Consider the following 24,882-nt stretch of genomic DNA (forward strand, 5'->3'; position numbering starts at 1 on the left):
GGCGGCGAACTGAGCCGCCGCCGGGAAACGCACGATCAGTGCACCAGCATGCCGGTGAACACATAGGCCTGCGCCAGGGTGATCAGCCCGACCAGCACGGCGAAGCCAATGCTGTGACGCACGGTGAAGCGGAACAGGTCGGACTCCTTGCCCACCATGCCGGTGGCGGCGCAGGCCACGGCGATGGATTGCGGCGAGATCATCTTGCCGGTCACGCCGCCGGAGCTGTTGGCAGCGACCAGCAGGGTGTCCGAGACCCCGATCTGGTGCGCGGTGGTGGCCTGCAGCGAGCCGAACAGTGCGTTGGACGAGGTATCCGAACCGGTGAGGAACACCCCCAGCCAGCCCAGCAGCGGCGAAAAGAAGGGGAACAGTGCACCGGTACCCGCCAAGAGCAGGGCCAGGGTGGTGGACATGCCCGAGTAGTTGACGACGAAGGCGAAGGCCAGCACCAGTCCGATCGACAGGATCGGCTTGCGCAGTTCCACCAGGGTCTCCTTGAACACCCCCACGGCGGTCGACGGCTTGATGCGGAAGATGGCCATGGAGATCAGTGCCGAGATCAGGATGGCCGTGCCCGACGCAGACAGCAGGTCGAGCTTGTAGACCGCCGGCATGGGGGTCGGGGTCGCCACGATGGGGGCGGCCTTGAGCACCAGCTTGTCCAGGTAGGGCACCGGCACGCTGATCACCAGCGCATAGAGCGCACCGCCACTGGCGAACAGCGCCTTGAAGGCCTTGGTGGTCCAGATGGTGACGACCACCGTGAGGATCAGGAACGGCGACCAGGCCTTGATCACGGTACCCAGGGAATGCTCCGGCGGCAGGCGACCGCCCTGGCCGAAGCCGGCACCACCGCCCCCCAGCATGGCCGCACCGCCGCTGCCCGTCACGGCCGTGGCACCGGCGGTGGCGTGCTGCGGCTGGCGCAGCTTGAGGTAGGCGGTGAGGGCGATCATGGCGGCCAGGGACGAGGTGATGTCGGGCAGCTCCGGACCGATGAAATTGGAGGTCAGGTACTGGAACACGGCGAAGGTGCCACCGCAGATCAGGGCCGGCTTCCAGGTTTCCCGCAGGCCGCGCATGCCGTCCATCATGAACATCAGCCACAGCGGTACCAGCAGCGACAGCAGCGGCAGCTGGCGACCGGTCATGGCGCCGATCTTGAAGGCGTCGATGCCTGTGACCTGGCCGGCGACGATGGTCGGGATGCCCAGGGCGCCGAAGGCCACCGGTGCGGTGTTGGCGATCAGGCAGAGACCGGCCGCTTTCAGCGGGTTGTGGCCCAGGCCCACCAGCAGCGCGGCGGTAATGGCCACGGGTGCGCCAAAGCCGGCGGCCCCTTCGAGGAAGGCGCCGAAGCAGAAGCCGATCAGCAGCACCTGCAGGCGCTGGTCGTCGGTGATGGACAGGACCGAGCTGCGGATGATGTCGAACTGGCCGCATTTGACCGTCAACTTGTAGAGAAACACCGCCGTCACGATGATCCAGGCGATGGGCCAGAGGCCGTACAGAAAGCCGTAGCCGGCCGAGGCCAACGCCTTGTCCACCGGCATGCGATAGACGAACAGGGCAATGAGCAGGGCGATCGCCAGGGTGATGGCGCCCGCTACGTGCCCCTTGAGCCTGAGGCCGGCGAGGGCGATGAAGAAGAACAGGATCGGTAGGGCGGCGACAAAGGCCGAAAGGCCCAGGCTGCCCAAGGGAAGATAGATTTGTTGCCAGGTTTCCATCGGGTGCTCCTTGATTGTTTTTGTACGGAAGCGGCAGGACGGGGTTGCACAGCATCGCGGCCTGTGGCAAAAATTGGTAAGACCAATTTACAAGAGCGACTTCACGCACGTTAAGCGGGGTCTTTGCTGCTGTCAAATCGCCAGGAGTGCGACTTTAGTCGTCCAGTCGTTTTCTACCCGGCCAAGGCCTTGCCGCCTGCCGGGTTTCGAGGGTTTTCATGGGTTTCGAACCGGTCAAGCAACGTCGTCTGTCCGACGACATCGTCAAGCATCTGGAGGCGCTGATCGCCGAGGGCTCGCTGCGCCCGGGTGAGCGGCTGCCCGCCGAACGCGTCCTGGCCGAGCGCTTCGGGGTATCACGTCCGTCGCTGCGGGAGGCCATCCAGAAGCTGGTGGCGCGAGGTCTGCTGCTCAGCCGCCAGGGCGGCGGCACCTTTGTCACCGAGGCACTAAACAGCGCCTTCACCGATCCGCTGCTGCCGCTGCTGGAAAGCCGCGAGGAAACCCGGCGGGATCTGCTGGAGTTTCGTCATACCCTGGAAAGCGCCTGCGCCTACTATGCGGCGCAACGGGCCACCGAGCCTGACCTGGCACGACTGAAACTGGCCTGGGAGCGATTGGAGGATTGCTACGGGCGGCGCGAGACGCTCACGCGGGAGGAAGAAGGCGAGGCGGATGCGGCCTTTCACCTAGCCATCGCCGAGGCGAGTCATAACGCCGTCTACCTGCACAGCATCCGCAGCCTGTTCGAATTGCTGCGCCATCACATGGTGACCAACATCGGCGGCATGCACGCCCAACGCGGCGAAACCCGCGATCGCCTGTTGGAACAGCACCGAGTGCTCTACCAGGCAATCGTCGCCGGAGAAGCCGAACGCGCCCGCGAGGCGGCAAGTCGTCACCTGGACTATGTGCGCGAGGTTTTGGAGGAGGCTGGCGCCATGGCAGGCCGTCTAGCACGGGCCAAACGGCGCGATGAACTCTGAAAAGAGCTGGCGGAAAAACGTGTAGTGGCACTATGCTATTACGATAAGTTATCCGTCCGTGGCTAAAGTTTAGCGTTCCAGAGCTGATAACCCGGTCACACCTTCCCGCCTTCGCTGGCGTCTAGACCGGTATCTTCCTGTGGATCAAGTCCCTTCCTCGCCCTCGCTCGCCGACCTTACCTTCACGCCTGCATTGCTCGGCGCCTGCGGTACTGCCGCGATTCTGTTCGCAGGTGGCGTGACATCGACCACTCTGGCGCTAGGCGCTGCCCAGACAGGCCTGGCGGTAGGGCTGGGCTTCTGGCAGCTGCGTCGCGCCCAGGCGCGGCAGGATGCCCACGCGAAGAGCCAGGCCTTCAGCCAACCCTTGTCTGGCGGGCGTGACGAAGCGCTCGAAGCCCTGTGCGTGGCGGTGCTGCCGGTCTGGTCCGAACAGATCGAAGCGGCACGTGCCCATACCGAGCAGGAAATCGTCAGCCTGACCAGCCGCTTCGCCGAGCTGGCCGACCGTATCCACAGCGTGGCGGGCAATGACCAGGGCAGCGGTGATCGCCTGGTTAACCTGATGGCCAGCAGCCAGAACCAGCTGGATGGCATCCTGCAGTCGCTGCGCGAGGCGCTGTCGAGCAAGGGCGCGCTGCTGACCGAGGTCAATGGCCTCGCCGGGCTCACCGAGCAACTCAAGAGCATGGCCAAGGACGTCGGCGATGTGGCGCGCCAGACCAACCTGCTGGCGCTCAATGCCGCCATCGAGGCCGCGCGTGCCGGTGAAGCCGGGCGCGGCTTCGCGGTGGTCGCCGACGAAGTCCGCAAGCTTTCCACCCTGTCCGGCGATACCGGGCAGAAGATCGGCGAAACCGTGGAAACGGTGAACGGCGCCATCGCCCGTACCCTGGAACTGTCGCAACTCCACGCCGAGCGCGACACCGGCACCCTGAACCAGTCCGGTGAAACCATCGAGCAGGTCATCGGCGCCTTTGGTGGCACTACCCGCGACGTGGTCGAGCGCAGCGACACCCTGGCCGAGAACGCCACCGCCGTTGGCGGGGCCATCGCCGAAGTGCTGGTCGCCCTGCAGTTCCAGGATCGCGTCAGCCAGATGCTCGGCCATATCCGTGATGACCAGGCTCGCCTCGAGCGCCTGGTCATCGAGCGCCGCGCCCTGGCTGCCAGTGGTCAGCCGCTGCCGCGCCTCGATACCCAAGGCTGGCTCGCCGAGCTGGCCCGTACCTACACCATGGCCGAGCAGGTCGCCGTGCACCAAGGCAAGCGACCGGCCGCCGCCGCCGAATCCGATATCACGTTCTTCTAAGGAAGCTGCAATGAGCAACAAGACCATTCTGATCGTCGATGACTCCATCTCCATTCGCCAGGTGGTGTCCATGACGCTGAAAAGCGCGGGCTACGACGTCATCGAAGGCTGTGATGGCCGGGACGCCCTGACCAAGCTGGATGGCCGCAAGGTACATCTGATCATCAGCGACGTGAACATGCCCAACATGGACGGCATCACCTTCGTCACCGCGGCCAAGAAGTTGCCGGCCTACAAGTTCACCCCGGTGATCATGCTCACCACCGAATCCGACGCTGCCAAGAAGGCCGCTGGCCAGGCCGCCGGTGCCAAGGCCTGGATGGTCAAGCCATTCCAGCCGGCGCAGATGTTGGCGGCGGTTTCCAAGCTGATCATGCCCTGATAGCCCCGGAGGCTGCCCCATGAGCGATGTCGTGCGTACCCGGTTGCCCCTTGTCGGGCCGCTGACCATCTATACCGCGGCGGACAGCAAGCCGCTGCTGATGGAGCCCCTGACTGCCGGGGTCACCGTGGCGCTGGAGCTGGCCGAGGTCGACGAATTCGATTCGGCCGGTCTGCAACTGCTGCTGCTGGCCCACCGGGAGGCCCAGCGCCTGGGCGGTAGCCTCGAACTGGTCGATCCCAGCCCGGCCGTCACCGAGTTGCTGGAGCTGGCTGGCCTCACCGACTTCTTCACGGCTGCTGCCGAAGGAGTAGCCGCATGAATCTGGACGAGATCCTCAAGACTTTCATCGCCGAGAGCGAGGAGTTGCTGCAGCAGATGGAAGCCGCGCTGCTGCAGATCGAGCAGGCGCCGGACGACGTCGAGCTGATCAACGCCATCTTTCGCGCCGCCCACACCATCAAGGGTTCGGCGGGGCTGTTCGGCCTGGACCATGTGGTCGCCTTCACCCATGTCGCGGAAAGCGTGCTCGACCGCATTCGCAGTAACGAGCTGGCTTTCGACGAAACCCTGTCGGCATTGTTTCTGGAGGTCTGCGACCACCTCAACGGCCTGATCGCCCGGGTATCTTCCGGCAGCGAACCCGAGGCGGATTTCCAGGCCGCGGGCGCGGCGCTGGTGCAACGCCTGGAGCACTACCTGCAGCCGAGCGCCAAGGTGACCCAGCCCACCGCCGCTCCTCGGACCCTGACGGCGCCGGTGGACGGCGTGGCCGCCGGCCACTGGCACCTGTCGCTGCGTTTCGGCCCGGACATGCTGCGCAACGGCATGGATCCGCTGGCCTTCGTGCGTTACCTCAACAGCTTCGGCCGTATCGTCAACATCGTGACCCTGACCGATGCCATTCCGCCGGCGGCCGAGATGGATCCGGAGACCTGCTACCTGGGCTTCGAAGTCGCCTTCGACAGCGAGGCCGACAAGGAAACCATCGAGGCGGCCTTCGAGTTCGTTCGCGAAGACAGCCAGATCCGCATCCTGCCGCCCCATAGCCGCAGCAGCGACTATTGCCAGCTGATCGAGGACCTGGCCGAGGAAGATCTGCGCCTGGGTGAGATCCTGGTGCGCTGCGGCACTCTGACCGCCACCGAGCTTGATGAGGTCCTCCGCCGTCAGGCGGATCCGGCGACGCCGCGTCAGCCCATCGGCGAAGCCCTGGTGGAAGCCCAACTGGTCAATCCGCCCGTGGTGGATGCCGCGCTGAACAAGCAGCGCAAGATCAAGGAGCAGCGGGCGCCGGCCGGCGAAGGCCAGCTGATCCGCATCGACGCCACCAAGCTCGACCAGCTGATCGATCTGATCGGCGAGCTCATCATCGCCGGCGCCGGTACCCAGCTCATCGCCCAGCAGAGCGGTCTGGCCGCGCTGGTGGAATCCACCGGGGTGCTGTCGCGCCTGGTGGAAGAGGTGCGCGACACCGCCCTGACGCTGCGCATGGTGCAGATCGGCACCACCTTCAACCGCTTCCAGCGCGTGGTGCGTGACGTTTCCAAGGAAATCGGCAAGGACATCGCCCTGAAGATCAGTGGTGGTGAGACCGAGCTGGACAAGACCGTGGTGGAAAAGATCGGCGATCCGCTGACCCACCTGATCCGCAACGCCATGGACCATGGCATCGAATCCGCCGAGCTGCGCCTGGCGCGCGGCAAGCCGGCCCAGGGTACCGTGGGCCTGAACGCCTATCACGAGTCGAGCAGCATCGTCATCGAAGTCACCGACGACGGTGGCGGTCTGTCGCGCGAGCGCATCCTGCGCAAGGCCACCGAGCGCGGCCTGATCGCCGAAGGCCAGGTGCTGGCCGACAAGGACGTCTTCAACCTGATCTTCGAGCCGGGTTTCTCCACCGCCGAGCAGATCAGCAACCTGTCCGGTCGCGGCGTTGGCATGGACGTGGTGAAAAAGAACATCACCGCCCTGCGCGGCAGCGTCGACCTCACCAGCGAGGAGGGCCGCGGTACTACCGTGACCATCCGCCTGCCGCTGACCCTGGCGATCATCGATGGCTTCCTCATCGGTGTCGGCAAGGCCACCTACGTGGTGCCCCTGGAAGCGGTGGAGGAGTGCATCGAGTTGACCGAGGCGGGCAGCGTCCAGGCCAGCGGCAACGACTATCTCGACCTGCGCGGCGAGGTCCTGCCGGTGCTGCGGCTGCGCCAGCTGTTCGCCATCGAGGAAGCGCCGCCGCGGCGGCAGAACGTGGTGGTGGTGCGCTATGCCGGCCAGCGCGCCGGTCTGGTGGTCGACCAGCTGATGGGCGAGTTCCAGACCGTGATCAAGCCCCTGGGTCCGCTGTTCGGCCACAACCGCAGTCTGGGCGGCTTCACCATCCTGGGTACCGGCGAGGTGGCGCTGATCCTCAACGTACCTGGCCTGATCGGCGAGGCGTCCGCCGCCTCCGTCTCCATCCCTCCGCCCGTCCTGGCCTGATCGACTAGAGAGTTCGACTTCATGACCGTTACCAAACGCATGTCCCTGCTGGTCCTTTCCGCGCTGCTGGGGATCATTCTCCTGGCCGGTATCGCGTACCAGCAACTGAGCCAGGTGTACGAACGCGCCAACTACGGCAACGACAACACCGTGCCCTCGATCCTGGGCATCGATGCCATCGACGCCCATTCCGCCGACGTCATCACCGGCATCTACCGTCATCTGGCAGCCGATGGTGACGCGGCGACGCGCGAGGCCGAGAAGGAATTGACCGAAGCGCAACAGCTGACCGAGAAGGCGCTCAAGGACTATGAGCCGCTGATCTCCGACGATACCGATCGGCAGATGCTGCAGGACGATCGGCAGGCCATCGGGCAATTGAACGATCTGGTGGCCACCGTGCTGCCGCTGTCTCGAGCCAGCCAGGACGAGGACGTCAAGCGCATCCTCGCCGAGCGGCGCAAGGTCATTGACCATGTCGGCGATACCCTGGATGCGCACCGCGGCTACAACCAGAAACTAGGCAGTGAGCAGGCACTGGTCGCCGGCCATACCATGAGTCAGGCCACCGTCCTCTCCATCGGCATCGCCCTGGTGACCTTGCTGGCCGTTGGCCTGCTGGGCTTCTTCATCACCCGCAACCTGCTGCGTCAGCTGGGTGGCGAGCCGGCCGAGGTGGCCAAGGTCGCCAACCGGACCGCCGCGGGCGATCTGCCCGATGATCTGCGCCTGCGCGCAGGCGACGACTCCAGCCTGATGGCTGCCATGCAGCGCATGGTGGTGACCCTGCGCGGTCTGGTGCAGGAGATGACCACCATGGCCAGCGAGCACGATCGCGGCGAGACCGAAGCCCGTATCCCCCTGGAGCGCTTTCAGGGCACCTTCCGCAATGTCGCCGAAGGCGTCAACGCCATGGTCGCCGGCCATCTGAGTGATTCCGCCAAGGCCATGGCCTGCGTCAAGAGCTTTGGCGAAGGCGATCTGGCGGCAACGCTGGAACGCTTCCCTGGCAAGAAGGCGGTGATCAACGACAACCTCGAGCAGGTGCGCGACAACATCCAGTTGCTGGTAGCGGAGATGGTGCAGCTCTCCCAGGCTCATGATCGCGGCGAAACCGATGCGCGCATTCCGGTGGAGCGCTTCCAGGGCACCTTCCGCAGCATGGCCGAAGGCGTCAACGCCATGGTCGCTGGACATCTGAACGATTCCGCCAAGGCCATGGCCTGCGTCAAGAGCTTTGGCGAGGGCGATCTGGCAGCGACGCTGGAGCGCTTCCCTGGCAAGAAGGCGGTGATCAACGACAACCTCGAACAGGTGCGCAGCAACATCCAGCGCCTGGTCGAGGACGCCAACCAGTTGAGCCAGGCCGCCATGGCGGGTCGCCTGGATACGCGCGCCGATGCCAACGCCCACCAGGGTGATTTCCGCCGCATCGTCGCCGGCATTAACGGCACCCTGGACGCCATCGTCGCCCCGGTCAACGAAGCCATGGGCGTGATGGCAGGTCTGGCCCAGGGCGACCTGAGCCGCACCGTGCGCGGTAATTACCAGGGCCAGTTGCTGGAGCTCAAGGAGTCGATCAACGGCACCGTTGGCAAGCTGAACCAGATCATCGGCGATGTGCGTCTGTCGGCTGACTCCCTGGCCAGCGCCTCGGAAGAGATATCAGCTACCGCCCAGAGCATGAGTCAGGCTAGTACCGAGCAGGCCGCCTCGGTGGAGGAGACCAGTGCCAGCGTCGAGCAGATGTCGGCCTCCATCGCCCAGAACACCGAGAACGCCAAGGTCACCGATGGCATGGCCGGCAAGGCGGCCCGAGAAGCCGATGAGGGCGGTCAGGCCGTCGGTGAGACCCTGGTGGCCATGAAGACCATCGCCGAGAAGATCGGCATCGTCGACGACATCGCCTACCAGACCAACCTGCTGGCGCTCAACGCCGCCATCGAGGCTGCCCGCGCCGGTGAACACGGCAAGGGCTTTGCGGTGGTCGCTGCCGAGGTACGCAAGCTGGCCGAGCGCAGCCAGGTCGCGGCCCAGGAAATCGGCACCGTGGCCAAGAGCAGCGTGGCCCTGGCCGAGCGTGCCGGCACCCTGCTGGACCAGATGGTGCCGTCCATCAGCAAGACCTCCGATCTGGTGCAGGAAATCGCCGCGGCCAGCGAAGAGCAGAGCAGTGGGGTGAGCCAGATCAACGGCGCCATGCTGCAACTGAGTCAGATCACTCAGCAGAACGCTTCGGCGTCCGAAGAGCTGGCAGGCACCGCCGAAGAGATGAGCGGTCAGGCCGAGCAGCTGCAACGGCTGATGGGGTTCTTCAATACCGGTGAAGGCCGGGTGGTGCAGGACCTGGATCGGGCACTGGAGGCTTCGCGGCTCAAGGTGACGCGAGCGCCGGGCAAGGTGGTACGCACAGGTACCTCGGGCCCCGCGCCCGAAGGCTACGTTCCTTTCGAAGCCTGATCCCTTAGTCAATGCCACCTTTTAGGTGGCCTTTTTGAGACCATCGACATGACTGTCATCAAGAAAATGCTGCTGCTGGTGCTGTCCGCGCTATTGGGCATCATGGTGCTGGCCGGCACCGGGCAATACGAAATCGACAAGGTGTTCCAGGCGGCCAACTATGGCAACGACAACACCGTGCCCAGTCTGAAGGCCCTCGGTGAGGTCAACGACAGCCGCTCCGACTACGTGGTGGGCATCTATCGTCACGTGCTGTCGACCAGCAGCGAAGCCATGACCACCGTGGAGCAGGACCTGGCCGTGGCCAAGGAGCGCATCGGCCAGAACCTCGACAAGTACCAGGCGCTGGTCTCGGACGAGCGCGATCGCGCTCTGTTGGCGGCCGACCGGGCCGCCTTCACTGCCCTGTTCAGCCTGGGCGACCAGGTCATCGCCCTGTCGCGGCAGAATCGTAACGAGGATGCCCAGACCCTGATGCGCAGCCGCACCGAGGTGCTGGCCGCCATCAACAAGGCCCTCGACGAGCACGTCACCTACAACCAGACCCTGGCGCAGCAGGGCGTGCAGGTCGCTCAGAAGACCAAGGTCGAGGCAACCTGGCTGGCGCTATCCATCGCCCTGGCCACGCTGCTTGCCGTCGCCCTGCTGGGCTTCTTCATCACCCGCAACCTGTTGCGTCAGCTGGGCGGTGAGCCCGCCGCGGTCGCCACCCTGGCCGGCCGCGTGGCCGCCGGTGATTTGCCTGACGACATCAAGCTGCGCGCCGAGGACAAGACCAGCCTGATGGCGGCCATGCAGAACATGGTCACCACCCTGCGTGGCCTGATCACGGAAATGAGCAGCATGTCCTCGGCCCATGACCGCGGTGAAACCGCGGTGCGCATCCCGGCAGAGCAATTCCAAGGTGCCTATCGCAGCATGGCCGAAGGCGTCAATGGCATGGTCGCTGGCCATCTGAGCGATTCCGCCAAGGCCATGGCTTGCGTCAAGAGCTTTGGCGAAGGCGATTTGTCGGTGGCACTGGAGCGCTTCCCCGGCCAGAAGGCGGTGATCAACGACAACCTCGAACAGGTGCGCAGCAACATCCAGCGCCTGGTCGAGGACGCCAACCAGCTGAGCCAGGCCGCCATGGCCGGGCGCCTAGACACCCGCGCCGACGCCAGTGCCCACCAGGGCGATTTCCGCCGCATCGTCGCTGGCATCAACGGCACCCTGGATGCCATCGTCGCCCCGGTCAACGAAGCCATGGGCGTGATGGCCGGGCTGGCCCAGGGTGACCTGAGCCGCACCGTACGCGGTGATTACCAGGGCCAGCTGCTGGAGCTCAAGGAGTCGATCAACGGCACCGTCGGCAAGCTGAACCAGATCATTGGCGACGTGCGTCTGTCAGCCGATGCCCTGGCCAGTGCCTCGGAAGAGATTTCCGCCACCGCCCAGAGCATGAGTCAGGCCAGTACCGAACAGGCCGCCTCGGTGGAGGAAACCAGTGCCAGCGTCGAGCAGATGTCGGCCTCCATCGCCCAGAACACCGAGAACGCCAAGGTCACCGACGGCATGGCCGGCAAGGCTGCGCGTGAGGCGAGCGAAGGCGGTGACGCGGTGGGCGAGACCCTGATCGCCATGAAGACCATCGCCGAGAAGATCGGCATCGTCGACGACATCGCCTACCAGACCAACCTGCTGGCGCTCAACGCCGCCATCGAGGCTGCCCGCGCCGGTGAACACGGCAAGGGCTTCGCCGTGGTGGCCGCCGAGGTACGCAAGCTGGCCGAACGCAGCCAGGTCGCGGCCCAGGAAATCGGCACCGTAGCCAAAAGCAGCGTGGCCCTGGCGGAGCGCGCCGGGTCACTGCTCGACGAAATGGTACCGTCCATCAGCAAGACCTCCGATCTGGTACAGGAAATCGCTGCGGCGTCCGAAGAACAGAGTAGTGGAGTCACTCAGATCAATAGCGCCATGCTGCAACTCAGCCAGATTACCCAACAGAACGCCTCGGCCTCGGAAGAGCTGGCCGCGACCGCTGAAGAAATGAGCGGTCAAGCGGAGCAGTTGCAACAGCTCATGGGCTTCTTCAACACCGGCGAAGGCCGTGCAGTTCAAGACCTCGAGCGCGCCATCGAGCAGGTACGCCCGGTCAAACGAGCAGACGCTCCGGCCTCTGCCCGTAGATCTCAGCAGACTGCAAGCGGCCTGCCTGATGGTTATATCCGTTTCTCGGAGTAAAAGCCCATGAACACCCTGACGCTTCCTGACATCGTCCAGGATTCTCTGGGCCATCAGCACCTGACTTTCATGGTCGGTAGCGAAACCTACGCGGTGGATACCCTCGCCGTGCGCGAGATCATCGAATTCGGCCAGCTGACTCAGGTGCCTCTGATGCCGGCGTGCATCCGTGGCGTCATCAACTTGCGTGGCGCCGTGGTGCCCGTCGTTGATCTGGAGGCGCGCTTCGGTGGCTCGCCAACCCGTGTCGGACCCCGCACCTGCATTGTCATCCTCGAAGTTATCGCTGACGAGGACACTCATGTGCTGGGCGTCGTGGTGGATGCGGTCAGTGAGGTTTTGGAGATCGAACCTGCCGATATCCGGCCCGCGCCGTCGTTTGGCAGTCGTCTGCCAGCGCATTTCATTTCCGGCATGGTCAAGGCCGAGGAAGGCTTCCTGACCCTGCTCGATGTGGCTCAGGTCCTCGACGTGCATGAACTGGCGAGTCTCGCCCAGGCCACCAGATAGTCCCCCGACGTGGTGGCAATGAGCGCTGGCCTACCGGCCGGCGCCTTCTTATCGATACAGTCGTAACAGGCGCCGGAGGCGCTTTCACCATGCTGAACAAACTTCGCGTCTCGACCAAGCTGGCGATCGGTTTCGGGGCCGCCATCCTGATGCTGCTTTTGGTCATGGGAGTCGCCCTGCTGAACATGGGAACGATGAAGGACTCGGCCGACAACATGTCGCAGTTCCGTTTCCCCATGACGGTCCAGGCCAACACCCTGGTGCGCAACACCTTGGACAGTGGTCGCCTGCTGCGCAACCTGCTGCTGCTGACTGACGAAGCGGCTGTGGCCAAGACCAAGGAAGACATCGCCAAGGTCCGCGCGGAAAACAGCGAGATCCTCGCTGACCTGAAAAAGAAGATCACCAGTGATGACGGCAAGCAAAAGCTGGCCGCCGCCGCGGATGCGCGTCAACGGCTGCAGGAAAAGTACGGCGAGTTCTTTCGTCTTTTGGACGGTGACCGCGGTCAGGCCCGGGACTACCTGCTGAACGTTTTTGCCCCCAACAACAACGAGCTGGTCGCGGCCCTGGGCGCGCTCAATGATCTGCAGGCCCAGCGCATGCATGAAGCCGGCGAAGCGGCCACTGCCGCCTATGTGGATGCCCGCAATCTGATGCTGGGGATCGGGGCCTTCGCGGTGCTGGTCTCTATCCTGCTCGGCTACCTGATCACCCGCAGCCTGATCCGTCAGCTGGGCGGCGAGCCGGCCTATGCCGCCGAGGTGGTGCAGCGCGTCGCCCGGGGCGACCTGAGTGTCGAGGTGGCGACCCGCGAGGGCGACACCACCAGCATGCTGGCTTCCGTACGGGCCATGACCACCACCCTGGCGCAGATCATCAGCGATGTGCGCAGTTCGGCCGATGGCCTGGCCAGTGCCTCCGAAGAGGTCTCGGCCACCGCCCAGAGCATGAGCCAGGCCAGCACCGAGCAGGCGGCTTCTGTCGAGGAAACCAGCGCCAGCATCGAAGAGATGTCGGCCTCCATTGCCCAGAACACCGAGAACGCCAAGATCACCGACGGCATGGCCGGCAAGGCCGCGCGGGAGGCGGACGAGGGTGGTCAGGCCGTACGCGAGACGTTGGTGGCCATGAAGACCATCGCCGACAAGATCGGCATCGTCGACGACATCGCCTACCAGACCAACCTGCTGGCGCTCAACGCCGCCATCGAAGCCGCTCGCGCCGGTGAACACGGCAAGGGCTTCGCCGTGGTGGCTGCCGAGGTGCGCAAGCTGGCCGAACGTAGCCAGGTCGCAGCCCAGGAAATCGGCACCGTGGCCAAGAGCAGCGTGGCCCTGGCCGAGCGCGCCGGGTCGCTGCTGGGCGAGATGGTGCCGTCCATCAACAAGACCTCCGACCTGGTGCAAGAGATCACCGCTGCCTCGGAAGAGCAGAGTGCCGGTGTCGAGCAGATCAATGGCGCCATGCTGCAGCTGAGCCAGATCACCCAGCAGAACGCCTCGGCGTCCGAAGAGCTGGCCGCCACGGCGGAAGAGATGAGCGGCCAGGCCGAGCAGCTTCAGCAACTGATGGAATTTTTCACCCTGAGCGGTTCGCCGATCATGCAGCAGATCGCCCGTCCCAGCAGCAATCGTTCGGGATCGAGCTTGGTCGAGCGCACCACCGCGCTGATCGAGCCTTCCCGGCGCGCGCCGCGTGGCAGCGTGCCGGCCGGTTTCGCCCGTTTCGAGGAACAAGCCTGATGCTATCCCGCCAGTTTCTGACCTTTCAGCTCGCCGGTGATCTCTACGGCGTGAACACCGCCTGCGTGCGGGAGATCATCGAGTACGGTGCCGTCACCACGGTGCCCATGCTGCCGCCCGCCATCCGCGGCGTCATCAACCTGCGTGGCGCGGCCGTGCCGGTGATGGACCTTGGCGTGCGCTTTCGCAACCAGGTGAGCGAAACCTCCCGCCGCAGCTGCATCGTGGTGTTGGAGATCCAGGTCGACGGCGGCCCCCAGGTCTTCGGCATCGTGGTGGATGCGGTCTGCGAAGTGCTGGAGATCGCCGCCGACGCCATCGAGGCGGCGCCGCGCTTCGGTGCCTCGATCCGTACCGATTTCATCCTCGGCATGGCCAAGCAGGGTGCAGGTTTCGTCATCCTGCTCGACATGGATCGGGTGCTGGGCGAAGACGATCTCGCTCAGCTCGCTGCCATGACGGCTGCCTGAGGACGAGTGCATGGAGCTTCCCGCGCTGACCGACAGCGAGTTTCGGCAGTTTCGCAGCTTCATCTTCCGGGTCGCCGGCATCAGCATGTCCGATGCCAAGCGCCCGCTGGTGAGCGGCCGCCTCGCCAAGCGTGTGCGCCAGCGTGGCACGCCCAGCTACGACGCCTACTTCCAGCTCATCCAGCGTGATCAGACGGAGTGTCAGATAGCGGTCGATCTGCTGACCACCAACGAGACCTACTTCTTTCGGGAACCCAAGCACTTCGACTTTCTCCGCGAGCAGGTACTGCCGAACTGGGAGCGGCGCCAGTCGCTGCGCCTGTGGAGTGGTGCCTGCTCCTCGGGTGAGGAGCCCTATACCCTGGCCATGACCCTTGCCGAGGGCCTGGGCGAACGACCCTGGGAGATCGTTGCCTCAGACCTCAGCACCCGGGTACTGGCCAAGGCGCGCAGCGCTCAGTATCCCCTGGCGGAGGCCGAGGACATCCCGCCTGCGCTACTGCGGCGCTATTGCTTCAAGGGGGTGGGCGAAAACGAGGGCACCTTTCTGGTGGATCCCCGGCTGACCGCACGAGTCTCCTTCCGGCAGATCAACCTCAACAACGCGCTGCCAGATATGGGGACCTTCGACATCATCTTCCTGCGCAACGTGATGATCTATTTCGACGTGCCCACCAAGCGCCAGGTGGTGGCGCGCCTGATTCGCCATCTGCGACCCGGAGGCTACTTCTTCGTCAGCCATTCCGAGAGTCTCAACGGCGTGACCGACGCCCTGAAAATGGTCAGTCCTTCCATCTATCAACGTCCGCTCTGATCATGGCTGCCGTGCCGGAAGTCTTCCTGCGCCCTGGTGACTGGTATTTCGGCCGGGGAGAACTCCGCGTCCGGACCATCCTCGGTTCCTGCGTGGCTTTCGTGTTCTGGCATCCACAGCGCCGCCTCGGCGGTATGACCCATGCGCTGCTGCCCAAGCGCCAGCGTCCGACCCAGGGCGCCGCCACCGCCATCGATGGCCACTATGTGGACGAATCCCTGCAGTTGATGTTGGATGCGGTCGCGCGCCACGGTGGCGATCTGCCCGGCTATCAGGTGCACCTCTACGGCGGTGGCAACATGTTTCCCCAGATCCTGCGCGGAAGGGTCCGCAACATCGGCGACATCAATGTCGATGCCGCGCTGGCGCAGCTCGCCGAGGCGGGCGTGCGCACGGTGCGGACTCACGTGCGCGGCGCCGGCCATCGCAAACTGTCCCTGGACCTCGTCGACGGCCGGGTGCTCATGCAACAGGTGGAGCTAACCTACGTTCCGCCGCTTACGAGATTTACGCCATGAACAAGATCAAGGTCCTCATCGTCGACGACTCGGCCGTAGTTCGGCAGGTGCTCGCCCAGAGTCTCGCGGAGGATCCGGCCATCGAGGTCATGGGCGTCGCCGCCGACCCGGTGTTCGCCCAGGACAAGATGCGCAAGCAGTGGCCCGACGTCATCGTGCTGGACGTAGAGATGCCGCGCATGGACGGCATCACCTTTCTCAAGAAGATCATGGCCGAGCGGCCGACCCCGGTGGTGATCTGCTCGACCCTGACCGAAAAGGGCGCAGCTACCACCCTGCAGGCCATGGCCGCCGGGGCAGTCAGCATCGTCACCAAGCCCCAGGCCAATCTCAAGCAATTCCTCAAGGATGCTTCGGACGACCTCACCAGTGCGGTGAAGGCCGCGGCCCGGGCCAATCTCAAACGTCTGGTGCCGCGCGGCGTGCCCGTTACACCGACGCCCAAGCTCAGTGCCGACGCCATCCTGCCGGCGGGCGGCAGTCCGGCCATGGCCCGTACCACCGAGCGCATCGTCGCCCTGGGTACCTCCACCGGCGGCACCCAGGCGCTGGAAGCGGTACTGACGACGCTGCCGCGGGTCTGCCCGGGCATCGTGGTGGTGCAGCACATGCCGGAGCGTTTCACCGCAGCCTTCGCCGAGCGGCTGGATCGCCTCTGCGAACTGGAGGTGCGCGAAGCCCGGCACGGCGACCGGGTCCTGCCCGGCCGGGTGCTCATCGCGCCGGGTGGGCGGCACATGCTGCTCAAGCGCAGTGGCGCGCAGTACCAGGTGGACGTCATCGACGGGCCGCCGGTCAGTCGCCACCGGCCTTCGGTGGACGTGCTGTTTCGCTCGGTGGCCCGGGCCGCCGGCAGCAACGCCCTGGGCATCATCATGACCGGCATGGGCGACGACGGCGCGCGCGGCCTCAAGGAATTGCGCGAGGCCGGTGGCCGCACCCTCGGCCAGGACGAGGACAGCTGCGTGGTCTACGGCATGCCCAAGGAAGCCATGAAGCTGGGCGCCGTGGAGCAGGAAATCGGTCTCAACCAGATCGCCGCCGCCATCCTCAAAGGCGGGGTCTAGACGAACTTGCGGGGCAGTCCGGACTCCAAGCGCCAGCACGCGAGGAGAGCCCCATGTTCGACATCTGCCACTGGATCAACGAACCCGAAACCTGGCTGGCCGAGCCCGCTCGGCTGAGGGTCATCACCGACCGCCACAGTGACTTCTGGCGCCTGACCCATGACGGCGGCGAGCGTGACAGCGGCCACTTCTTCGGCGCCCGGGTCCACAGTGGCTTCACTGCCCAACTGCGGGTAGCGGCGCGCTGCAAGAATCAGGGCGATCATGCCGGCATCATGGTGCGAATCGATGAGCACCACTGGCTGCGCGCCGGCATCGGCTATTTCGACGACACCCCGCAACTGCTCAGCGTACTGACCCAGGGCCGCTCCGACCTGGCCTTGGGCGCGCCGCTCGGTGATCACGAAGAACTCTGGCTGAGAGTGACCCTGACCCAGGGCACGCTGCGCGTGCAGGCCTCCCTCGATGGTCAGCGCTGGCCGCTGCTGCGGCTGGCCAGCTTGCCGGTGGCAGCGGAATACCGCGTCGGCCCGGTGTGCGGCACCCCGGAACGGGGCGGCATGGAGGTAGCCTTCAGCGATTTCAGTCTGCAGGCCCCGTTGCAGCGCGGCCTCGCCGATCTGAGCTGAGGCGGGAAGGGGCCGTCAGCCGACGGTGACGGGAGGCAGTTCCACCTGCTGTACCTGCACCGGCTTGCGCGGAGCGACCACCTTGGCAACGCCATCGACGACCTTTTCACCGTGCTGATTGAAGACACGGGTGGCCAGGTTCACGCGAAATTTCGGCAGCTTCTCCAGCACCTCGATCTCCACCGTCAGGGTATCGCCCAGCTTGACCGGCTTCTCGAAGGTCATGGTCTGGTCGACATAGAGGGTGCCCGGGCCTGGCAGGTTGCAGGCCACCGCCGCGCTGATCAGGGCGCCGCTGAGCATGCCGTGGGCGATGGGTTCGCGAAACAGCGTCTTGGCCGCGAAATCGGCATCCAGGTGCAGCGGATTGCAGTCGCCGGAAAGGGCAGCGAACAGCAGCACATCGCGCTGCTCGATGGTGCGGGTCACGGTAGCCTTCTGGCCGATTTCGAGGGCCTCATAAGGGATGTTTTCAGTCAGACTCATGACGCGCTCCGGCAGCTGTGAGAGGGCGGCGGACGCCGCGAAGCCGGGCATTCTACCCAGGCCCAGGGCCCGAGGCGAATCGGCGCCCAGAAAAGCTGCCATGAAGCGTGACTGATAATGACCATATGGTCATTAAGTGACGTAAAGGGCGGATATTGATGCTGTTGCGGCTAGGGCAAAGCTGCTAGGCTCGCAGGGCCGGTTCACTGCTGATCACGGCACTCTCCCATGACAATAACCAAGAGCAGGAGCGGGCTGCATGATGCCGAATTTCTGGAGTGACAAGTATCCTGAGGGCATCCAGACAGACATAGACCTGGACCGTTATCGCAACGTCCTGGCGGTGTTTCGCGAGGCCTGTCAGACCTATGCCGAACGCCCGGTGTTCAGCAACCTGGGGCGGACGCTGAGCTACCGTGAACTCTATGAGCTGTCCGGTCAGTTCGCTGCCTACCTGCAGAAGCACACCGATCTGCAACCGGGCGATCGCATCGCGGTACAGATGCCCAATGTGCTGCAGTATCCGGTGGTGGTCTTTGGCGCCATGCGCGCCGGCCTGGTGGTGGTCAATACCAACCCGCTCTACACCGCCCGCGAGATGCAGCATCAGTTCAAGGATTCCGGCGCCCGGGCGCTGGTCTGCCTGGCCAACATGGCGCACCTGGCCGAACAGGTGCTGCCGCAGACCGACATCCGCCACGTCATTGTCACTGAGGTCGGCGACCTGCTGCCGACCTTCAAGCGACTGCTGGTCAATGCCGTGGTGCGCCACGTCAAGAAGATGGTGCCGGCCTACCGCATTCCTCATTCCATCCGCTTCGTCGATGCCATGACCAAGGGCGAGCACGTCGATTTCGTCGACGCCGACCCGGCGGCGGAAGACGTCGCCGTGCTGCAGTACACCGGCGGCACCACCGGCATCGCCAAGGGCGCCATGCTGACCCATCGCAACCTGGTGGCCAACATGCTGCAGTGCCAGGTGCTGATGACCAAGTACCTGGGCGGCGGTGCTCAGGTCATGATCGCGCCGCTGCCGCTCTACCACATCTATGCCTTCACCATTCACTGCATGGCCATGCTGATCCAGGGCAACCATAACGTCCTGATCACCAATCCGCGCGATTTGCCGGCGCTGGTCAAGGAACTCAAGCAGTGGCGCTTCAACGGCTTCGTCGGCCTCAACACCCTGTTCGCCGCCCTGTGCAACAGCGAGGATTTCCGCCAGCTGGATTTCTCCCAGCTTAAGGTGACCTTTTCCGGTGGCATGGCGCTGCAGCAATCCGTGGCCCTGCGCTGGGAAGAGGTCACCGGCTGCGGCATCTGCGAAGGCTACGGCATGACCGAAACCAGTCCGGTGGTGAGCTTCAATCCGCTGGAGCGTCGTCGGCTGGGTACCATCGGCATGCCGGTGCCGGGTACCGACTGCAAGGTGGTGGATGCCGATGGCGTGGCCCAGGGTTTCGACACCCCCGGCGAACTGTGCGTCAAGGGTCCCCAGGTGATGAAGGGCTACTGGCTGCGGCCCGAGGCCACCGCCGAGGTGCTCGACGCCGAGGGTTGGCTGCGCACCGGCGACATCGCCGTGATCGAGCCGGATGGCTATCTGCGCATCGTCGATCGCAAGAAGGACATGATTCTGGTCTCTGGTTTCAACGTCTATCCGAACGAGCTGGAAGAGGTTCTTTCCCAGCTGCCTGGTGTGCTGCAGTGCGCGGCCATCGGCATTCCCGACGAGGTAGCGGGAGAGAAGATCAAGGTGTTCGTGGTGCCCAGACCGGGTGCCTCCCTGACCACCGAGCAGGTGCTCAGGCACATGCACGATCATCTCACCGGCTACAAGCGACCCAAGCTGGTGGAATTCCGCGACAGTCTGCCGACCACCAACGTCGGCAAGATCCTGCGCCGCGAACTGCGTGACGCCGAACTCAAGAAGACGTAACAGCGGTTCAGTATGCCCCCAAGCCGCTACCTCTCGTCGACTGGTAGCGGCGCGGCACCTCGTCAAGCATGGTTTTCGCAAGAGGTTCGGGTATAAACCGCAGGCGGCATTTTGCCGCCATCACCTCAGACCTCTCTCCTCGGGGACACACCATGCGAATTCGCGTACGCCAGGCCTTGCTGGGCCTTCTGCTGCTGGGCTCGACCGTGCTGGGCCAGGCTCAGGCCGGCGAGCCCATCCGCGTCCTGTTCGTGGGCAATAGCTACACCTTCGTCAACGATCTGCCGGCGATGGTCCGTCAAATGTCCGTCGAGGCCGGTCAGTCGCGCCCCTTGGACGTCAAGCATGTGACCTTCAGTGGTGCGAGCCTCGAACAACACTGGAAGCGCCACGACGTGCAGGACGAGCTGGCCAAGGCCAACTACGATTACGTGGTGATCCAGGACCACAGCATGATGCCGGTGAAGAATCCCGACCTCACCCGTCAGTACGTGCGCCTGATCGCCGACCTGGCGCGCAAGGACGGCGCCCAGCCGATCCTCTACCTGACCTGGGCGCGGCAGAACAATTCGACCATGCAGGCCCAGCTGGACAGCGTCTACACCCCCCTGGCCAAGGAGACCGGCGCGCTGCTGGCACCCGTGGGCCAGGCCTGGCAGAAGGCATTGGCCGATCAGCCGCAACCCGGGCTGTTCCTGCCCGATGGCAGCCATCCGTCCTTCACGGGTACCTACCTGACCGCCTCGGTGTTCTATGCGCTGATCTATGGCACCCGTCCGCCGCTGCCGGCTGCGGGGGAGAAGATCAAGTTCGATCACGCCGATCCGGCGGATCTGCAGCAGGACGCCTGGAAGGCCCTGCAGTCCCTCGACATGGCCCTGCGTACCCCGCCGGCCAAGCTGAACATGGCCAGCGTCCAGGCCAAGCGCTGATCCGGTACTGCCCTTGCGCGACCAGACGTCGCGCAAGGGCGTGCAGCCCCGCTGTTTTCCGCCCGCCGTTCTTGTAAAGCCCCGCCTTACCCCCCAACTCTTTTACACTTAACGGTCCAAGCGACCGCCGTCGAAAGAGTTTCATGACCGATACCCCCTCCGTTGCCCGTCTTGCCGCCAATCTGGATCAGGCCTTCAACGCCGATCGCCATCGCCTGAGGCGCCAGCTCCAGACCCTGCAGAAACAGCCCGATCCGACCCGCGAGGCCCAGTGGCTGGAGCGTTTCCAGGCCTCCTGCGCCAAGGTCGAGGCACGGCGTGCCAGCGTGCCGAGTATCCGCTACGACGACGCCTTGCCCATCGCCGCCAAGCGCGAGGAGATCAAGCGCGCCATCGAAGGCCATCAGGTGGTGGTGATCGCCGGTGAGACCGGCTCGGGCAAGACCACCCAGCTGCCGAAGATCTGTCTGGAGCTGGGCAGGGGCGTGCGCGGCCTGATCGGCCACACCCAGCCCCGCCGGCTGGCGGCGCGCAGCGTGGCCGCCCGGGTGGCCGAGGAAATTGGCTCACCCCTGGGCGAACTGGTGGGCTATCAGGTGCGCTTCGAGGACCAGAGCACCGATGCCAGCCTGATCAAGCTGATGACCGACGGTATCCTGCTGGCCGAGACCCAGCACGACCGCTTTCTCGAACGTTACGACACGATCATCGTCGACGAGGCCCACGAGCGCAGTCTCAACATCGATTTCCTGCTGGGGTTTCTCAAGACCCTGCTGCCGCGCCGGCCCGATCTCAAGCTGATCATCACCTCGGCCACCATCGACCTGGAGCGCTTCTCCCAGCATTTTGACGGCGCGCCCATCGTCGAGGTGTCCGGACGTACCTATCCGGTGGATACCTGGTACCGCCCCCTCAGCGCCGAGGTGGACGAAGACGGCGAGCGGCTGGTGGACGATCTCTCGGTGGATCAGGGCATCCTTCAGGCACTGGACGAGATCGAAGCCCACGAGCACAGCGTCGGCCAGCGCCCGGGCGATGTTCTGGTGTTCCTGCCGGGTGAACGGGAGATCCGTGATTGCGCGGAGGTCCTGCGCAAGGCTCAGCTTCGATTCACCGAGGTCTTGCCGCTCTATGCGCGCCTGACCCCGGCCGAACAGCAGAAGATCTTTCAGCCGCGCCCCGGGCGCAAGATCGTGTTGGCCACTAACGTCGCCGAGACCTCGCTGACCGTGCCGGGCATCCGCTACGTGATCGACAGCGGCACGGCGCGTATCAGCCGCTACAGCTACCGCGCCAAGGTCCAGCGGCTGCCGATCGAAGCCATCTCCCAGGCCAGCGCCAACCAGCGCAAGGGCCGCTGCGGCCGGGTCGAGCCCGGCATCTGCATTCGCCTCTACAGCGAGGAGGACTTCCTCGGTCGCCCGACCTTTACCGATCCGGAGATCCTGCGCACCAACCTGGCAGCGGTGATCCTGCAGATGCTGCACCTGCGTCTGGGTCGCATCGAGGACTTTCCCTTCATCGAGCCGCCGGATGGCAAGGCGATCAAGGACGGCTTCACCCTGTTGCAGGAGCTCTCGGCAGTGGATGCGGAGGGTCGACTGCTGCCCCTGGGTCGGCAACTGGCGCGCCTGCCCGTCGATCCACGTCTGGGCCGCATGCTGCTGGAGGCGACGGAGCAGGGTAGTCTCGCCGAGGTGCTGATCGTTACCAGCGCCCTGTCGGTGCAGGACCCGCGCGAGCGTCCGGCGGATCGCCAGACCCAGGCCGATCAGGCCCACGCTCAATGGAAGGACCCGGATTCGGACTTCGCCGCCCTGGTTAATCTCTGGCACGGGTTCGAAGAGCAGCGCCAGGCGCTGGGTTCCAATGCCCTGCGCAGCTGGTGCCGCAAGCACTTCCTCAACTACCTGCGGCTGCGCGAATGGCGTGATGCCCATCGCCAGCTGACTCTGCTGTGCCGCGAGCTGGGACTCAAGGCGCGCAAGACGGAGAATCCATCGTCGGCGTCCGCGGAGACCGTCGACAAGCCGGTGCTCACCACCGACAAGCGCGTCAACGCCAAGGCCCAGCAACAGGCCGAGGCCAGCGAGGCAGCGGTGCGCGCCCGTGGTTATGCGGCGTTGCACAAGGCCATTCTGGCCGGTCTGCTCAGCCAGATCGGCCAGAAGAGCGAGGACGGTGACTACCTAGGTGCCCGGCAGCGGCGCTTCTGGATCCACCCCAGCAGCGTCATCGGTCGCAAGAAGCCCACCTGGATCATGGCCGCCGAACTGGTGGAAACCACCAAGCTGTTCGCCCGCATGGTGGCCAAGATCGAACCGGACTGGATCGAGCCGGTGGCCGGCCATCTGGTCAAGAAGACCCACCTGGAACCCCATTGGGAGAAGAAGCGCGGTCAGGTAGTGGCCTTTGAGCAGGTTACCCTCTATGGCCTGATCGTGGTGGGTCGCCGTCCGGTGCACTTCGGCCCCATCGATCCGCCTGCTGCCCGCGAGCTGTTCATCCGTGAGGGCCTGGTGCGTGGCGAGATCAATAGCCGCGCCAAGTGCCTGGCCGCCAACCGGGCACTGCTGGAGCGGCTGGACGACCTGGAAGCCAAGGCACGGCGCCGCGACATTCTCGCCGACGAGGAGACGCTGTTCGACTACTATGCCGCGCGGTTGCCGGCGGACGTCTACCAGACCGCCACCTTCGACAGCTGGTACCGCCGCGAGAGCGCCAAGCAGCCCGACCTGCTGCTGATGCGCGAAGAGGACGTCCTTGCCCGCGAAGCCAGTGAGGTTACCGCGGCCCAGTACCCGGATACCCTGCGCCTGGGCGAACTGATCCTGCCGCTGTCCTACGAATTCGATCCGACCCATCCCCGCGACGGCGTCACCCTGCGGGTGCCCGCGCCGCTGCTGCCGCAGCTGCCGCCCCAGCGCCTCGACTGGCTGGTGCCCGGCCTGCTGTACGACCGCTGCGTGGCGCTGGTGCGCAACCTGCCCAAGGCTCTGCGCAAGAACTTCGTGCCGGTGCCGGACTTCGTCCGCGCCGCCCTGGACAAGATCCCCTTCGGTGAGGGGTCGCTCCACGAAGCCCTGGGGCGTGAGCTGCAGCGCATGACCGGCGCGCGCATTCCCGACGAAGCCTGGCCGGAAGCCGAAGCCGGCCTGGACCCTCATCTGCGCATGAATCTCGAAGTCGTCGATGCCCAGGGCAAGCCCCTGGGCGAAGGTCGCGATCTGGCCGAGGTGACGGCGCGCTTCGCCCAGGAAAGCCAGGCGGCACTGGCGTTACCGACACAGAAGCGTCAGGAGCAGCGCCCGGTGGAGGCCAAGGCCTTCGCCGAGGTGGCGGCCAAGACCCAGCAGCAGGTGGCAGGGCTGTCGATGACGGTCTATCCGGCACTGGTGGACGAGCAGGGCACCGTACGCGAAGGCCGCTTTGCCACCCAGGCCGAGGCCAGCTACCAGCACCGGCGGGCGCTGCAGCGACTGCTGCTGCAGCAACTGACCGAGCAGGCCAAGTTCCTGCGCGGCAAGTTGCCCGGCCTCACCGAGCTGGGCCTGCTGCATCGTGAACTGGGGCGTCCGGAAGCCCTGGTGGAAGACATCCTGCTGGCCAGCCTGGATGCCGCTATCCTCGCCGACGAGGCCCAGCTGCCACGGGATGGTGCCGGGCTGGCCTCCCTTGCCGAGAGACGCAAGGCGGGCTTGACCGAACAGGCCGAACGCATCGCGCGCCTGACCCTGGAGATCCTCAAGCTCTGGCATGGCCTGCAGAAGAAATTCAAAGGGCGCATCGACCTGGCCCAGGCGGTGGCCCTGAACGACATCAAGGCGCAATTGGCCAGCCTGGTCTATCCCGGCTTCGTCCGGGACACGCCACTGGAATGGCTCAAGGAATACCCGCGCTACCTCAAGGCCATCGAGCAGCGCTTCGACAAGCTCGGCGGCCAGGTACAGCGCGATCGCGTCTGGAGCGGCGAGCTGGCCGGACTCTGGGAGCAGTACCGCGCCCGCGCTGCCAAGCATGGCCAGGAGGGCAAGCGTGATGCCAATTTGGAGCTCTACCGCTGGATGCTGGAGGAGTATCGCGTATCCCTCTGGGCCCAGCAGCTGGGTACCCGGATGCCGGTGTCGGACAAGCGCCTGAACAAGCAGTGGAGCCAGGTAGAAGCCTAGCGGGTCATCCATCGGAAGGGACG

At 65.1% G+C, this 24,882-nt stretch carries 19 protein-coding genes and 1 pseudogene; 18 read left to right on the plus strand and 2 right to left on the minus strand.

Features of this window, described 5'->3' with window-relative positions:
• Positions 1-35 precede the first annotated feature (35 nt).
• Positions 36-1,733: a lactate permease LctP family transporter gene (locus ACWPW1_RS09530; protein ID WP_434776329.1), complete on the minus strand. Its 1,698-nt coding sequence runs from the start codon at positions 1,731-1,733 to the stop codon at positions 36-38.
• A gap of 218 nt (positions 1,734-1,951) precedes the next feature.
• On the opposite strand from ACWPW1_RS09530, the gene ACWPW1_RS09535 reads away from it, so the two are divergent.
• From ACWPW1_RS09535 to ACWPW1_RS09605, 15 genes and pseudogenes are all read left to right on the plus strand, one after another.
• Positions 1,952-2,719 (plus strand): FCD domain-containing protein, encoded by a 768-nt coding sequence (locus ACWPW1_RS09535; RefSeq protein WP_434776330.1) that lies wholly within the window; start codon positions 1,952-1,954, stop codon positions 2,717-2,719.
• A gap of 565 nt (positions 2,720-3,284) precedes the next feature.
• Positions 3,285-4,031 carry a methyl-accepting chemotaxis protein gene (locus ACWPW1_RS09540; RefSeq protein ID WP_434776610.1) on the plus strand — a complete coding sequence of 249 codons (747 nt, stop codon included), beginning with the start codon at positions 3,285-3,287 and terminating at the stop codon, positions 4,029-4,031.
• A 10-nt stretch (positions 4,032-4,041) separates the two neighbouring features.
• Positions 4,042-4,413 (plus strand): response regulator, encoded by a 372-nt coding sequence (locus ACWPW1_RS09545; protein ID WP_007162125.1) that lies wholly within the window; start codon positions 4,042-4,044, stop codon positions 4,411-4,413.
• Positions 4,414-4,432: 19 nt separating this feature from the next.
• Entirely contained in the window at positions 4,433-4,735 is a 303-nt protein-coding gene (locus ACWPW1_RS09550) for an STAS domain-containing protein (protein WP_059314464.1), read from the plus strand.
• Positions 4,732-6,897: a chemotaxis protein CheW gene (locus ACWPW1_RS09555; RefSeq protein WP_434776331.1), complete on the plus strand. Its 2,166-nt coding sequence runs from the start codon at positions 4,732-4,734 to the stop codon at positions 6,895-6,897. Before ACWPW1_RS09550 ends, ACWPW1_RS09555 begins: the two co-directional genes overlap by 4 nt.
• 21 nt (positions 6,898-6,918) lie before the next feature.
• Positions 6,919-7,416, plus strand: a pseudogene (locus ACWPW1_RS09560) (MCP four helix bundle domain-containing protein); the annotation flags it as partial.
• A 237-nt stretch (positions 7,417-7,653) separates the two neighbouring features.
• Positions 7,654-9,357, plus strand: coding sequence for a methyl-accepting chemotaxis protein (locus tag ACWPW1_RS09565; RefSeq protein WP_454253910.1), 1,704 nt, complete (start codon positions 7,654-7,656; stop codon positions 9,355-9,357).
• A 48-nt stretch (positions 9,358-9,405) separates the two neighbouring features.
• Entirely contained in the window at positions 9,406-11,580 is a 2,175-nt protein-coding gene (locus ACWPW1_RS09570; RefSeq protein ID WP_454252863.1) for a HAMP domain-containing methyl-accepting chemotaxis protein, read from the plus strand.
• A 6-nt stretch (positions 11,581-11,586) separates the two neighbouring features.
• Positions 11,587-12,090: a chemotaxis protein CheW gene (locus ACWPW1_RS09575; protein ID WP_271654562.1), complete on the plus strand. Its 504-nt coding sequence runs from the start codon at positions 11,587-11,589 to the stop codon at positions 12,088-12,090.
• An 89-nt stretch (positions 12,091-12,179) separates the two neighbouring features.
• A complete protein-coding gene (locus tag ACWPW1_RS09580) occupies positions 12,180-13,835 on the plus strand; it encodes a methyl-accepting chemotaxis protein (protein ID WP_434776334.1) in 1,656 nt (551 codons plus the stop codon).
• On the plus strand, positions 13,835-14,305 hold the full coding sequence (locus ACWPW1_RS09585; RefSeq protein WP_059314469.1) for a chemotaxis protein CheW: 471 nt from the start codon (positions 13,835-13,837) through the stop codon (positions 14,303-14,305). Before ACWPW1_RS09580 ends, ACWPW1_RS09585 begins: the two co-directional genes overlap by 1 nt.
• A gap of 10 nt (positions 14,306-14,315) precedes the next feature.
• On the plus strand, positions 14,316-15,119 hold the full coding sequence (locus tag ACWPW1_RS09590; RefSeq protein WP_454252864.1) for a CheR family methyltransferase: 804 nt from the start codon (positions 14,316-14,318) through the stop codon (positions 15,117-15,119).
• Between the two features lie 2 nt (positions 15,120-15,121).
• Positions 15,122-15,637, plus strand: a complete 516-nt coding sequence (locus ACWPW1_RS09595; protein WP_434776336.1) for a chemotaxis protein CheD — start codon at positions 15,122-15,124, stop codon at positions 15,635-15,637.
• Positions 15,634-16,704 (plus strand): protein-glutamate methylesterase/protein-glutamine glutaminase, encoded by a 1,071-nt coding sequence (locus ACWPW1_RS09600; RefSeq protein ID WP_059314472.1) that lies wholly within the window; start codon positions 15,634-15,636, stop codon positions 16,702-16,704. The genes ACWPW1_RS09595 and ACWPW1_RS09600 overlap by 4 nt, the downstream gene beginning before the upstream one ends.
• A gap of 53 nt (positions 16,705-16,757) precedes the next feature.
• The gene (locus ACWPW1_RS09605) at positions 16,758-17,333 is read left to right on the plus strand and encodes a DUF1349 domain-containing protein (RefSeq protein ID WP_434776337.1); all 576 of its coding nucleotides are present in this window, start codon (positions 16,758-16,760) and stop codon (positions 17,331-17,333) included.
• A gap of 15 nt (positions 17,334-17,348) precedes the next feature.
• Here the strand turns inward: ACWPW1_RS09605 and ACWPW1_RS09610 are convergent, their stop codons facing one another.
• On the minus strand, positions 17,349-17,819 hold the full coding sequence (locus ACWPW1_RS09610; RefSeq protein WP_059314474.1) for a MaoC family dehydratase: 471 nt from the start codon (positions 17,817-17,819) through the stop codon (positions 17,349-17,351).
• Positions 17,820-18,078: 259 nt separating this feature from the next.
• Between ACWPW1_RS09610 and ACWPW1_RS09615 the strand changes: the two genes are divergently transcribed.
• The 3 genes from ACWPW1_RS09615 (at position 18,079) to hrpA (ending at position 24,859) form a co-directional block, all read left to right on the plus strand.
• Positions 18,079-19,758 carry an AMP-binding protein gene (locus tag ACWPW1_RS09615; RefSeq protein ID WP_454252865.1) on the plus strand — a complete coding sequence of 560 codons (1,680 nt, stop codon included), beginning with the start codon at positions 18,079-18,081 and terminating at the stop codon, positions 19,756-19,758.
• Positions 19,759-19,910: 152 nt separating this feature from the next.
• A complete protein-coding gene (locus ACWPW1_RS09620) occupies positions 19,911-20,690 on the plus strand; it encodes an SGNH/GDSL hydrolase family protein (protein ID WP_323148617.1) in 780 nt (259 codons plus the stop codon).
• 143 nt (positions 20,691-20,833) lie between these two features.
• Entirely contained in the window at positions 20,834-24,859 is a 4,026-nt protein-coding gene (hrpA, locus tag ACWPW1_RS09625; protein WP_434776339.1) for an ATP-dependent RNA helicase HrpA, read from the plus strand.
• The last annotated feature ends 23 nt before the right edge of the window (positions 24,860-24,882 follow it).

This window comes from Pseudomonas sp. Marseille-Q7302, assembly GCF_965111925.1.

Coding starts and splice junctions, on each gene's coding strand:
- ACWPW1_RS09530 (WP_434776329.1), bottom strand. CDS start 1,733: ATGGAAACCTGGCAACAAATCTATCTTCCCTTGGGCAGCCTGGGCCTT.
- ACWPW1_RS09535 (WP_434776330.1), top strand. CDS start 1,952: ATGGGTTTCGAACCGGTCAAGCAACGTCGTCTGTCCGACGACATCGTC.
- ACWPW1_RS09540 (WP_434776610.1), top strand. CDS start 3,285: ATGGCCAGCAGCCAGAACCAGCTGGATGGCATCCTGCAGTCGCTGCGC.
- ACWPW1_RS09545 (WP_007162125.1), top strand. CDS start 4,042: ATGAGCAACAAGACCATTCTGATCGTCGATGACTCCATCTCCATTCGC.
- ACWPW1_RS09550 (WP_059314464.1), top strand. CDS start 4,433: ATGAGCGATGTCGTGCGTACCCGGTTGCCCCTTGTCGGGCCGCTGACC.
- ACWPW1_RS09555 (WP_434776331.1), top strand. CDS start 4,732: ATGAATCTGGACGAGATCCTCAAGACTTTCATCGCCGAGAGCGAGGAG.
- ACWPW1_RS09565 (WP_454253910.1), top strand. CDS start 7,654: ATGGCTGCCATGCAGCGCATGGTGGTGACCCTGCGCGGTCTGGTGCAG.
- ACWPW1_RS09570 (WP_454252863.1), top strand. CDS start 9,406: ATGACTGTCATCAAGAAAATGCTGCTGCTGGTGCTGTCCGCGCTATTG.
- ACWPW1_RS09575 (WP_271654562.1), top strand. CDS start 11,587: ATGAACACCCTGACGCTTCCTGACATCGTCCAGGATTCTCTGGGCCAT.
- ACWPW1_RS09580 (WP_434776334.1), top strand. CDS start 12,180: ATGCTGAACAAACTTCGCGTCTCGACCAAGCTGGCGATCGGTTTCGGG.
- ACWPW1_RS09585 (WP_059314469.1), top strand. CDS start 13,835: ATGCTATCCCGCCAGTTTCTGACCTTTCAGCTCGCCGGTGATCTCTAC.
- ACWPW1_RS09590 (WP_454252864.1), top strand. CDS start 14,316: ATGGAGCTTCCCGCGCTGACCGACAGCGAGTTTCGGCAGTTTCGCAGC.
- ACWPW1_RS09595 (WP_434776336.1), top strand. CDS start 15,122: ATGGCTGCCGTGCCGGAAGTCTTCCTGCGCCCTGGTGACTGGTATTTC.
- ACWPW1_RS09600 (WP_059314472.1), top strand. CDS start 15,634: ATGAACAAGATCAAGGTCCTCATCGTCGACGACTCGGCCGTAGTTCGG.
- ACWPW1_RS09605 (WP_434776337.1), top strand. CDS start 16,758: ATGTTCGACATCTGCCACTGGATCAACGAACCCGAAACCTGGCTGGCC.
- ACWPW1_RS09610 (WP_059314474.1), bottom strand. CDS start 17,819: ATGAGTCTGACTGAAAACATCCCTTATGAGGCCCTCGAAATCGGCCAG.
- ACWPW1_RS09615 (WP_454252865.1), top strand. CDS start 18,079: ATGATGCCGAATTTCTGGAGTGACAAGTATCCTGAGGGCATCCAGACA.
- ACWPW1_RS09620 (WP_323148617.1), top strand. CDS start 19,911: ATGCGAATTCGCGTACGCCAGGCCTTGCTGGGCCTTCTGCTGCTGGGC.
- hrpA (WP_434776339.1), top strand. CDS start 20,834: ATGACCGATACCCCCTCCGTTGCCCGTCTTGCCGCCAATCTGGATCAG.